The organism is Maribacter sp. Asnod1-A12, assembly GCF_045063735.1.
Classification (GTDB): Bacteria; Bacteroidota; Bacteroidia; order Flavobacteriales; family Flavobacteriaceae; genus Maribacter.
Genome location: NZ_JBEFNZ010000006.1, coordinates 1,340,222 through 1,352,089 on the forward strand (window position 1 = coordinate 1,340,222; position 11,868 = coordinate 1,352,089).

11 protein-coding genes and 1 tRNA gene are annotated in these 11,868 nt (G+C 33.9%); 5 read left to right on the plus strand and 7 right to left on the minus strand.

The features are described 5' to 3' along the window. Positions 1–5: 5 nt before the first annotated feature. Positions 6–878 (minus strand): M23 family metallopeptidase, encoded by an 873-nt coding sequence (locus tag ACJJVP_RS05620; RefSeq protein ID WP_405411554.1) that lies wholly within the window; start codon positions 876–878, stop codon positions 6–8. Positions 879–1,071: 193 nt separating this feature from the next. Here ACJJVP_RS05620 and ACJJVP_RS05625 point away from each other — a divergent pair, with 193 nt between their 5' ends. From ACJJVP_RS05625 to ACJJVP_RS05635, 3 genes are all read left to right on the plus strand, one after another. Next, positions 1,072–1,257 carry a twin-arginine translocase TatA/TatE family subunit gene (locus tag ACJJVP_RS05625; protein WP_076546694.1) on the plus strand — a complete coding sequence of 62 codons (186 nt, stop codon included), beginning with the start codon at positions 1,072–1,074 and terminating at the stop codon, positions 1,255–1,257. Between the two features lie 322 nt (positions 1,258–1,579). After that, the gene (locus ACJJVP_RS05630) at positions 1,580–4,012 is read left to right on the plus strand and encodes an OmpA family protein (protein WP_405411557.1); all 2,433 of its coding nucleotides are present in this window, start codon (positions 1,580–1,582) and stop codon (positions 4,010–4,012) included. A 307-nt stretch (positions 4,013–4,319) separates the two neighbouring features. Further along, entirely contained in the window at positions 4,320–4,496 is a 177-nt protein-coding gene (locus tag ACJJVP_RS05635) for a DUF6747 family protein (RefSeq protein WP_405411558.1), read from the plus strand. A 105-nt stretch (positions 4,497–4,601) separates the two neighbouring features. On the opposite strand, the gene ACJJVP_RS05640 is transcribed toward ACJJVP_RS05635, so the two are convergent. From ACJJVP_RS05640 to ACJJVP_RS05650, 3 genes are all read right to left on the minus strand, one after another. After that, positions 4,602–5,600 (minus strand): DUF4837 family protein, encoded by a 999-nt coding sequence (locus tag ACJJVP_RS05640; protein ID WP_405411560.1) that lies wholly within the window; start codon positions 5,598–5,600, stop codon positions 4,602–4,604. Between the two features lie 12 nt (positions 5,601–5,612). Continuing rightward, positions 5,613–7,241, minus strand: coding sequence for a LysM peptidoglycan-binding domain-containing protein (locus tag ACJJVP_RS05645; RefSeq protein WP_405411562.1), 1,629 nt, complete (start codon positions 7,239–7,241; stop codon positions 5,613–5,615). A gap of 119 nt (positions 7,242–7,360) precedes the next feature. After that, on the minus strand, positions 7,361–8,551 hold the full coding sequence (locus ACJJVP_RS05650; protein ID WP_405411563.1) for a phosphoglycerate kinase: 1,191 nt from the start codon (positions 8,549–8,551) through the stop codon (positions 7,361–7,363). Positions 8,552–8,676: 125 nt separating this feature from the next. Here ACJJVP_RS05650 and ACJJVP_RS05655 point away from each other — a divergent pair, with 125 nt between their 5' ends. Together ACJJVP_RS05655 and ACJJVP_RS05660 are read left to right on the plus strand one after the other, a co-directional pair. Then, the gene (locus ACJJVP_RS05655) at positions 8,677–9,837 is read left to right on the plus strand and encodes an ATP-binding protein (RefSeq protein ID WP_405411565.1); all 1,161 of its coding nucleotides are present in this window, start codon (positions 8,677–8,679) and stop codon (positions 9,835–9,837) included. Positions 9,838–9,843: 6 nt separating this feature from the next. Then, positions 9,844–10,257, plus strand: coding sequence for a DoxX family protein (locus ACJJVP_RS05660; protein ID WP_405411566.1), 414 nt, complete (start codon positions 9,844–9,846; stop codon positions 10,255–10,257). Between the two features lie 84 nt (positions 10,258–10,341). Here the strand turns inward: ACJJVP_RS05660 and ACJJVP_RS05665 are convergent. The 3 genes from ACJJVP_RS05665 to ACJJVP_RS05675 all read right to left on the minus strand — a co-directional run bounded on the left by ACJJVP_RS05665 (position 10,342) and on the right by ACJJVP_RS05675 (position 11,866). Further along, positions 10,342–10,415, minus strand: a tRNA-Cys gene (locus tag ACJJVP_RS05665). Positions 10,416–10,502: 87 nt separating this feature from the next. Continuing rightward, positions 10,503–10,874 (minus strand): dihydroneopterin aldolase, encoded by a 372-nt coding sequence (gene folB / locus ACJJVP_RS05670; protein ID WP_405411568.1) that lies wholly within the window; start codon positions 10,872–10,874, stop codon positions 10,503–10,505. Positions 10,875–10,918: 44 nt separating this feature from the next. Further along, complete coding sequence (locus ACJJVP_RS05675) at positions 10,919–11,866, minus strand: type IX secretion system membrane protein PorP/SprF (RefSeq protein WP_405416141.1); 948 nt, start codon at positions 11,864–11,866, stop codon at positions 10,919–10,921. Between the last annotated feature and the right edge of the window lie 2 nt (positions 11,867–11,868).

Sequence of the window (11,868 nt, forward strand, 5' to 3'; positions counted from 1 at the left end):
AATTTCTAATTAAAATCTATATAGTTTTCAGGATTTATCGGTGTACCATTATCCCAAATTTCAAAATGAAGATGTGGGCCTGTTGTAAGTTCACCAGTATTTCCTACAGCAGCTATAACCTCCCCACCTCTTACAATATTACCTTGATATTTTGATAATGACCCATTATGCTTATACACACTTAATAAACCTCCTTCATGTTCAATTATTATTACATAACCGGTATCTGCTGTCCATTCAGAAAAAATCACCGTGCCATTTGCAATCGCTTTTACAGGGCTATCTGTTACTGCGGTAACATCAACAGCGTAGTGCTTTTCATTCGGATTAAAACCCATAGAAATTGACCCGGATACAGGAGTGAAAAATGCTAAATTTTTTTTGTCGATTGTTCGTTCAAATAAATTGTACTTGTCTTCGAGAGCAACTTCAGCTCTTAATAATGAATCTTCTTTTATTGGGTTAAGGTCAACAGAGGCAGGATCAAGTTTATATTGTTGAAACAAAGAATCTCTATTTACTACTGTGTTTTCTATATCACCTTTCAAAACCATACGTATGTTTTCTAAATACTTATTGGTATAATTTAAGGTTCTAACAAGAGAATCCGTTTTATAGGTCAGCTCGGTAGCTTCTTTTTTTAGCCTCGTAGATGAATAACCGGGTATATATTCCCGTAATGGGGTAAAAGCAATTAACAATGTAGTAAGTCCTATTAAGGTAATCATAAAAAGAGACCCGGTAACAAATACATTAAGGCGACTTAACTTGAAAGAAATTTTTTCTTCAAAAGTGTTTTCATTCAAAATCACCAAACGGTACTTATGAAGCAACTTTCGTTTTATTTCTTTTCTCTTTTTGACTTTCTTTTTGGCCATCTTAACAAAGATAAACTTAGAATTTAAATTTATCACATTTCGTTTCGGAAATTAAAGCCAATATCTTTATCATAAATTGCCTATCTACTTAATTTATAGTTAAATTATTTTTACAATACAACGTATTTAATAATACTAAGGTTTTCTATATTACTTTTTAGTATCTTTGAAATCCATTTTAAATATAGGTCTTATGACATTCTTATCTACTTTTTTGGCCATAGGCGCACCACAGATTATATTAGTGGTAGTTGTAATTTTACTATTATTCGGAGGTAAAAAAATTCCTGAACTCATGAGAGGCTTAGGTAGTGGAATCAAAGAATTCAAAGATGCTTCTAAAGAAGACGAACAATTAGAAGAAAATAAAAAGGATTAAATAACTTTGACCACTTAACAAAATATATAAAACCCTGAATATCAGGGTTTTTTTACATCCTATCTTTTAGATTCATATTTTAAAACAACCAAATACTCTACAAAACGCTCGAATAATAGGTTCAACGAACCTTCGAACTATATGAAAGCTACTAAATAGTAATCATACACGACAAAAAAACCCACTTTCACAACAATTAATATCTAGAATATTCCTTTACTACTAATTTCGTTAGACATATAGTACTAAAAATTCATAATTAACCGTTGGTACTATACTTAAAACCCGTGTTGAATTTAATGTTCAACTAAGAATTATGTCTATGAGAGCTTTAATTAACCTATTATTTCTATTTCTTGCTTTTTTTGTAAATGCACAAAATTTTCAAGATGAACTTGAATCCGAGATGTCAAATAGTTTTGACACTACCATTGTATCTGAAACAGAGGCAGATGAAAAAAAAGAATTTCAAAAGGCTGCAGAGGCTCTAGCAATTCCATACCGAGCATTCACAAATATTGGGAATACAGAAGATGGGTATTATGTTATTGCAGGTACCTATTCTAAGATTAAGCATTTAAAGTCCCAAGTTAGAAAACTTAATAAAAAAGGATTTGATTCTGGGTATTTTCAAAACCCTGAAAATCAATTATTCTACTTATACCTTAATCATTATGATTCTTGGAAAGTAGCTTTGAACGATTGTTCTACTAAATTCAATAACCAATACGAAGATGAGGTTTGGGTACTTAAAATTTTTAATGACGAATTAAGCACCGTACCAGAAACAACGCCAGTTCCACTTGAAGATGTTTCGTATGAAATGTTGACAACCTCCGAAGAAAAAGCCACCCCTGAAGCTAAAACTAAGCTAGTAAAAAAAGCAGATGAGTATTTTGATAAAATGTGGTATGCTGAAGCTGCAAAATTATATGAGCAAGCATTATCTAAAGGAGAGAAATCTTATTCTTACGATGTATTAAAAAAGGCAGGTGATGCCCATTACTTTAATACGGATATGGAAAATGCCTATAAATGGTACAATATTCTATATACAAGATATGAATCTAACATAAGTTCTGACTATCTTTTTAAATATGCTCACTCTCTTAAAGGTATTGGAAACTATAAAAGGTCTAAGCGTCTTCTTAAATTATATAATAAAAAATTAGCGGGTGAAGAGATTGAAAAAGATACTGAACAGAACGAAATAGTTTTAGATGGACTTTTAAGAATGGAAGAAAAATTTGATGTTGATAACCTTAATATCAATTCCAAATATTCTGAATTTTCACCAATGTATTACGGTACTGATGAAATGGTTTTTGCGTCTGCCAAAGATTCTTCTATTTTTAATACCAGACGGTATAAGTGGAACAATCAACCTTACTTAGACTTATTTGTTGCTAGTGTAAACGAAGAGTCCCAAGATTTTAAAGATGCCATAAAATTCTCTAAGAAGATAAACACTAAATATCACGAAGCCTCTGTCGCATTCTCACCTGACAACGAAACAATGTATTTTACTAGAAATAATTATGGTAAAAAACTAAAACGTGATAAAAACGGTATAAATCATCTTAAAATCTATCGTTCTAAAAAAATAAATGGAGAGTGGTTAGAAGCAGAAGAAGTATCTTTTAATAGTGATAACTATTCTACTGGCCACCCGGCACTAAGTCCTGACGGAAAACAATTATACTTTGTTTCTGATATGCCAGGCAGTATAGGTGAAACAGATATTTTCGTTGTAGATGTATTAGAAGATGGTACATTCTCTTCTCCAAGGAATTTAGGTCCAGAAATTAATACGGAACATAAAGAAATGTTTCCTTTTATAAATGACAAGAAATTATACTTCTCATCTGATGGACACGTAGGTTTAGGAGGGTTAGATGTTTTTGAAGTAGCCTTTGATGACGAAGCTGGCTTTTTAGAAGTACAAAACGTAGGTAAACCTGTAAACAGTAAAAAAGATGATTTTTCATTTATTGTAAATGAAGAGTCTCAAATGGGCTACTTTGCTTCAAACCGTGATGGAGGAAAAGGAGATGATGATATCTATTCATTTAAAATGTTACAACTTGAAGAAATACCAACTAGTATAAATGCTATATCTGGTATTGTTACCGAACTTATAACAGGAGATTTAATGCCGAATGCATTGGTTCAGTTACTTGATGAGAACAATATTAAACTTAAAGAAATGGAAACCGATGAAAACGGTAACTTCATTTTTGAAGATTTGGATGCTGATACCCGATACGTATTAAAAACTACAAAAGGATCATATTTTGATGACACTAGGGAAACCGCAACGAAAAATAACGAGATTGTTAATGTAGATGTATCTATGAGAAAGCTTAATGATATGATTGCTGTTGAAAATGGCATTAAGAAGCTTAAGACGGAGATGATTCACTTTAACTTCGATAAATCTTACATACGCACAGATGCCGCTTTAGAACTTGACAAACTAGTAGAAGTAATGAACGATTCACCTAATATGGTCATAAAAATTGAATCTCATACAGATTCTAGGGGTGATGCTGTTTACAATAAGTACTTATCTGATAAGCGTGCTAAATCTACAAGAGATTATATAATTGCACAAGGTATTGATGCATCAAGAATTGAAAGTGCCATAGGTTACGGAGAAGAACAGCTAATTAATGACTGTGATGGTACGGTACGTTGTACAGAAGAACAACATTACCTTAACCGTAGATCAGAATTTATAATCGTAGAGATGTAAAAATCAATAAACAAAACATAAAAAACCCGCCTAATGGCGGGTTTTTTATGTTTATATATCAATCAATATCCTATACTTCCTTTTCCATGAAATAAAACAAACCTAGTTTCTTTAATCTATATTTTAAAACAGTTCATCGAACCTCTTAAAAAAGAGATATTTGTTATTCAACTTATAAAAATTACTGTTCATAGAATCTCTTTTCTATGAGTTACTTTTCGCAGTTTAATTTTTCCTTTTATCTAAACTTTTCAATAAGCTTTTTAATAATATACATCTTTACCAAGCAACAACTAAATTATTGATTATGGAAAAAATTACTCTAGTTAAAGAAATATATATTGAAGCTTTTAGAAATTGGAAGAGTTTCATCTTAGAACACTATTTTAAAGTGTTCTCTTGGCTTTGTTTTATATTAATTGCATTTGCTGCATACGCTTTAGTATTTAGAGTATCCACAGGTTTTTCTTTCAGTAACTTATAACAAACTGCTAATACAAAGTTTGCTTCAACAAACTAAATTCACATAAAAAATGCTCAGGAAAACCCTGAGCATTTTGTTTTATTATCTCTAAAATTTCATTTACTTCTACTCTTCGTCTTCCTTAAATTGTACTGATTTCATTATAGCCTCCAACTCGAACATATAATCTCTTTTCTTGGTAGCAGGAGCAAAAACAAACCCTTCTAAAATCAACTTACGGTTGTTCTCTTTGTCGTTAATGATATAGGTCAAGAAAGGACCCGCCATCGGATATGCTGACATTTCCCATATTCCCCTAACCTCAGCTGCTTTTTTTCCTGAAACCTCAGCAGGGAAGATATATGGCGAAAAAGCTTTCTCTGTAATCATATGGTTCTTTTTACCAGGAACATCTTCTCCTCCAATAAAAAGTCCGCCTATTGAGTCTCGCATCTTTATAATATCTTTTACAAAAGTAGAGTCGTTCTTAAAACTATCCCAAGGCATGGTATAAGCAATAATATTCATATTTCCCTTTTGAATCTGACGATCGATCCAAACAAAATTATCTTCTTCTCTACCTACTCTATATATGGAAGGTATTTTCATTGAGATGTCAAACTTGTTTTCCAAAGCTTTTTCTTTATTTAAAGATTTTTCAAATCTCTTTTGGGCCTTCCCTATTTCCAAGGCTTTAAAATCTTTAATAAAATCAGGTGCCGTTTTATTTATATTTGCAATTAACTCCTCTTTATTAAGCCCTTTAATTACGCCTACCTTTTGCGGTTTGGCATACATGTTAGATTTCATGTGAGCCACGTTCAAAGTGTCTTCCATTACATAAAGTACAGAACTAGTATTACGAATGGCTCCTGAAAATATTTGTTGTGGAATTTGGGTTACGCTAAAAAGTGCTTCATCCCAAGTCAGTCCTTGTGCCGCAGCAGTATAATTTTCGCGAATGGCATCCCCTACACTACTGTTCCATAAATCATTATCTATGACAACCGTTAATGTATTCATAGCTCCTACAGATTCTGGCAAATAATCTGCTTTGCCTTCTTCTTTGCAGGCAATAGACAATCCTAAAATTGCCATAAAACAAAGTAAAAATTTTTTTTTCATTGGTGTTTTGGTTTACGATGAACAGTCGCACAATTTAAGTTTTGTGCCTAGTTTTAAATTATTACCACTAATACCGTTCCACTTTCGTAAATTTTCAATAGTTACACCAGGATATTTTCTAGAAATCGTCCATAAAGAGTCTCCACTTCTCACCTCGTGCGTTTTTGAATTACTGGCAACCGCAGTTCTAGAAGGGGTTTCCTTAGGTTTTACAGTAGAACTAGCATTTTTTCTTGGGTAAATGGTTAAACGCTGTCCAATACGTAAATTATTACTTCGTAATCCGTTCCACTGCTTTAATTGGCTTACACGTACTCCATAGCGTTCAGCAATTTTCCCAAGAAAATCACCATCTCTAACTCTATATCTTATACTGTTCTCTTCTGCCTGTTTTGTTATTTGTGCAATAGGGCTTTCCTTACTTTTTAGTTCTTTTTCTACATGTGCATAAATAGCTTCCTCATTCGCAACAAATTTTCCCATTTTATGAACAGGCAGTCTTAAAGCATGCGGCCTTCCTTCAACAAAAGGAATTACATCTAATTTGTACTGAGGGTTCAATACTTTTAATTCTTCTTTATCTATACCTGCCAATTCAGAAATCTGATCAAAAGTGATTAAATTTTTTACATGTATCGTATCCGTTTCAAAATAAGCCCGATCAGCTTTTTTTGATCTTAAACCATGCTCCTCTGCATACTCGAAAATATACATGGTAGCCTGAAAAGCAGGAACGTAGCCTGCAGTTTCTCTTGGTAGGTTTCTTCTAATATTCCAGTAATTTCGTTGACCACCACTTCTACGAATAGCTTTATTTACATTGCCCGGTCCTGAATTATATGCTGCCAATGCCAAATCCCAGTCGTCATATATTCTATGTAGTCTATTTAGATAGTTAGCGGCTGCTTCTGTTGATTTAATTGGATCACTACGCTCATCGACATAACTATTAATATTCAATTTCATTTCTTTACCCGTACCGTACATAAACTGCCACAAGCCGGTTGCACCTACCCTAGAGCGTGCCTTTGGATTCAATGCAGACTCAACAATAGACAAATACTTCATCTCTAATGGAATATTCTTATTGTCTAACTCTTGCTCAAATAAAGGAAAATAGAATTGACTAATAGTTAGCATACGCTCCATTAAACCTCTTTTTCTAGTAAGAAAAGATTTAATAACACTTTCTAAAGATTTATTGTATTCAACGTTAAAAGGTGTTTTTGCATTTAATTTTGCCAAACGCATCTTTAACGTATCTGTAGGTAAATCTAAAACATAGGTAGAAACGGTATCCAACTCCATTACCTCTTGGTACATTTCATCAAAAAGCGGTGCTGCATCGACTAGTTCTTTCATCCAAAGACTATCGAACTTTGCTGCTAATTCATTATCCTGAAGATTATACGAAGATGATTCTGTTGGTTTATATAAAGCTAGACTTTCGGTCTGTGAACTCTTTACAACATCTAATTTACCTAAAGGGATCACCTCTGATAGTGAATCATTGACAATTGTAATGTTATTACTTAAAGAGTCTGAAACTGAAGAAACAATATTTTCTTGTTGAGCAGAACCTAAGACTGGGGTCAAAGCTAATCCAAGAAAATAAAAACATTTATAGGTTACTTTATTCATAATGGGGCGAAATATGTTAACGGAACGAACGAAAATCGTACATTTTTTAATGAGAATAAAATAAATTCTCTTAAAATGCACAATTTTTCGTCGTATACCGTTTATCGATAACCCCTTTACTACGCTAATATTGCAGCGATCCCAGGTAATGTTTTGCCTTCTAAACTTTCTAACATTGCACCTCCGCCTGTTGATACATAACTAACTTTGTTTTCAAAGCCAAATTGTTTCACAGCGGCAACAGAATCTCCACCACCAACTAAAGAAAATGCACCTTCTTTTGTAGCTTCAGCAATATAATCACCAACAGCTATGGTCCCGGCAGCAAATTTCTCCATTTCAAAAACACCTATTGGTCCGTTCCAAAGAATAGTTTTAGAAGTTAGAATCACTTTTTTAAAGTTTTGTAAAGTATCTGGTCCAGCATCTAAACCTTGCCAACCGTCTGGTATTTTATCTACATCAACCACTTGTGTATTGGCATTTGCATCGAAAGCATCTGCAGCAATTACGTCTACAGGTATATGAACGTTTACATTTTTCTCTTTAGCCTGTTCAAGAATCTCCATAGCAAGTTCCATCTTATCGTCTTCACAAATAGAATCTCCTACCTTTCCTCCTTGAGCTTTAATGAATGTATAGGTCATTCCTCCTCCAATAATCAAATCATCGACCTTATCAAGTATGTTCTCTATGATAGTAATTTTAGACGAAACTTTTGCGCCGCCAAGAATGGCCAATACCGGTTTTTCTCCAGTAGCCATTACTTTATCAATTGCTTCAATTTCTTTAGCCAGTAAGTAACCAAAACATTTAGCTTGGGGAAAGTACTTAGCCACTACCGTAGTAGACGCATGGGCCCGGTGTGCTGTGCCAAAGGCATCATTTACATATATATCACCAAGCTTTGATAATTTTTCTGCAAATTCTTCGTCGCCTTTTTCTTCTTCATTATAATATCTAAGGTTTTCCAATAAAAGTACTTCACCACTTTTTAATTCTGCAACCGCCTTTTCGGCAACATCACCTACACAGTCACCGACAAATTTTACGGCAACTCCAATAATTTCAGAAACAGCATCTACAATATGACTTAAAGACAAATCTGGATTACGTTCTCCTTTTGGTCTACCTAAATGACTCATAAGCACAGCGCTACCTCCGTCTTCCAAAACCTTTATTATTGTTGGCTTAGCGGCTTCAATTCTATTGGTATCCGTTACCTCAAATTTGTCATTCAAGGGAACATTAAAATCTACCCTTATTAATGCCTTTTTATCTTCAAAATTAAAGTCGTTTAATACTTTCATGTGATTTTCCTTTTGTTAAGTAACAAATGTAAAGATTAAAAGGTTTGTGATAAAGTGCTAAATAGGATAATTTACACCCAATACCCTTAAATTTGTTGTCCATTTAAACAACTATATTTGAATCTATGTTATTCAATGAAATTTTAGGACTTTCACATATTAAAAAGCATTTGTCCTCTAGTGCAGATGCAGGTAGAATACCACATGCCCAGTTATTTGTTGGTCCAGAAGGCTGTGGGCTTCTGCCTATGGCATTGGCTTATGCCCAATATATTATCTGTCAGAATACTAACGGAGATAACAGTGGTGGCAATGAAGCTTGTAATTTAAAGTTCAAGTCGTTTGCCCACCCAGATGTTCATTTTGCATTTCCTGTTTCTAATTCAGATAAGGTGAAATCTCACGCCGTTAGCAACCATTACATGAAAGAGTGGCGAGAGTTTATTACGGAACAGCCCTATGGAAATCTGTTCGATTGGTATCGCCATATTGAAATTGAAAAGAAACAAGGTCAAATTGGTGTTGATGAAGCACAGGATATCGTAAAAAAATTATCCTTAAAATCTTATGAAGGCGGATATAAAGTGATGCTTATTTGGATGACTGAAAAAATGAACACGGCTGCTTCAAATAAATTATTAAAACTGATTGAAGAACCGCCAGATAAAACCATCTTCTTACTATTGTGCGAGGACGAGGAGCAAATTATACAGACCATAAAATCTAGATGTCAAATAGTTCATTTTCCTCCTTTGTCGGAAGACGCCATAGCCACGGCTTTAAGTGAGAAAGGGGCAAGCAATGCAGAAGCAATGCTATTGGCTCATGAAGCCAACGGTAATTATAACAAAGCTCTAGACCTTTTAAACAAAGATTCTGAAGACCTCGTGTTTGAAAATTGGTTTGTACAATGGGTAAGAACCGCATTCAAGGCAAAAGGTAACAAAGCCGCAATCCATGAATTATTATTATGGAGCGAAGAGGTTGCAAAAACCGGTAGAGAAACGCAGAAGAATTTTCTAAGTTATTGCATTACCGTGATGAGGCAAGCTTTGATGATTAATTATGGCGCTGAAGAACTTGCTTATCTAAAAATACATGCCGAAGGGTTTCAACTAAAGAAATTTGCACCTTTTGTACATGAAAACAATATTTTGGACATTACCAAAGAGCTAGAAGATGCTATTTACCATGTGGAAAGAAATGGGAATTCTAAAATCATATTTACCGACCTTTCTATTAAACTAACTAGACTACTTCACAGAAAGAAGTCTGAAATTAAGTAAACCACCATGAATATTTTACTAAAAAATTCTACTGTAATATTGTTGCTCTTATTTTTGATTATCACCTTTTTACAAAGCGGATTTGATAAAATAACCGATTGGAACGGTAATATATCTTGGCTCAAAGATCACTTCTCAAAAACTATTTTTAAAAACATAGTCCCTTTATTGGTTGGTATTATTTTGGTTACCGAAGTTGTTGCAGGTTTGCTATGTGTAGTAGGTGTATATGAAATTTTTAGTTCAGGGAAATTAAGTTTCGCACTGTATGGTGCAATACTATCAGGTATAACATTGCTAATGCTATTATTTGGGCAGAGACTTGCAAAAGATTATGAAGGTGCTAAAACAATAGCTGTTTATTTTATACCAACAATTCTTCTTGTATTTCTACTACAAGCTCAGAGCTATCATTTTTAATAAGAGGTAAAACTGCTTGTAAAAGATGACCCATTTTTATTCCAATGTTTTGGAAACAAAAAACCCTCCTAGTTAGGAGGGTCTTGGAGGCATCGAGCGGATTCGAACCGCTGTACAAGCTTTTGCAGAGCTGTGCCTAGCCACTCGGCCACGATGCCATTTTTAGCGAGAGCAAAAATAAACAATATTCCCAATTTAAGCTGCATTAACAACTAAGAAATTATATTTATTTAAGGTCGGATGGATTATTGAACAGATTGTCCCCTTTGCAAATTCAATGATACCGTTACTTTTTCAACGTCACCGTTTATAGGCGGATTAATTTTAGAAACGGAAACCATAGCTGCATCTACGGTTGGAAGTTCAACAAAAATTCTGTCTATTATTCTTTTGGCTACATGCTCTAGTAACTTTGAAGGCGTAGCCATCTCTTGCTTTACAATTCTGTTGATATGAACATAATCAACAGTATCTTTCAACTCATCTGAAACTGAGGCAATCAATAAGTTTGTGTCAACGGATACGTTGACCAAATAATCACTACCAATATTAGTTTCTTGAGGCAAACACCCGTGGTGGGCATATGCTTTTATATTCTCTAATTGTACTTTACCCATTATTTATGTTCTGGATATCAAATTTAATGATTCTCCATGAAGGATTAATACGTACAACGACAATTACTGATACCTTGAAATAAATCTACCCCTAAGGTGAGAACATGTGTACCAGAACTATAACCAAGAAGTTCGTTAAGAATTACTTGATAAGAATATCCGAAGTAAAAATTACTTTTCTTTAAACCTGCGATAGGAGCTATATACAGAGGATTACCAATTTGATCGTTCAAGAAACGATAGTTGACACCTGCATAGAAATAATCTTCAAAATCGTAAAATCTGAATTTCAAGTTTAAATCTGTAACAGAACGCCCATCACTCTCAAATAATTGAAACAATACAGAAGGCTCAATCTCCATTTTACTAGTTCTTTTCTTCATGTATCTATAACCTGTATACACATAATAGTTTCTCAGTCTATTAGGCTCATATAAGGCGTTGAAATTACTTAAGTCCTTATCTAAAATATTTGAGGCATTGATACTGAAATAAAATTTGTCATACCTATAAAGTGCCCCAATATCAAAGTTGTGGTTTGTGGTAGCTTTATCACCTACATATGCAGGATCCGCTATTAGCTCAGGGTTTGTATTGTCAATTCTAAACTGGTTAAAATTATACGAGATACCGAATGACAAAAACTCATCATCATAACGGTCTAACGTAAGGTGATGCGCAAATGAGAAACGAGCTCCTTGTTGCTTAGTTTCACCATTACTATCATTATACAATAGCATACCAATACCAGATTTTTCTCCAATTCGCATATCTGCAGCTAGAGATTGGGTATCGGGTGCATCTTTAATACCTACCCACTGTGTAAGACCGTTAAGTCTTATTTTAACATGGTCACCGATACCAGCGTAAGTTGGGGACATTACAAAGGGGTTATCGGCTAGATATTGAGATAATTGAGGTATAGTAAGCTCCTGCCCTCTTAGGGAGAATACGCTTATAAATAATACCAGTGTCAATAGACTGTTCCGCATCA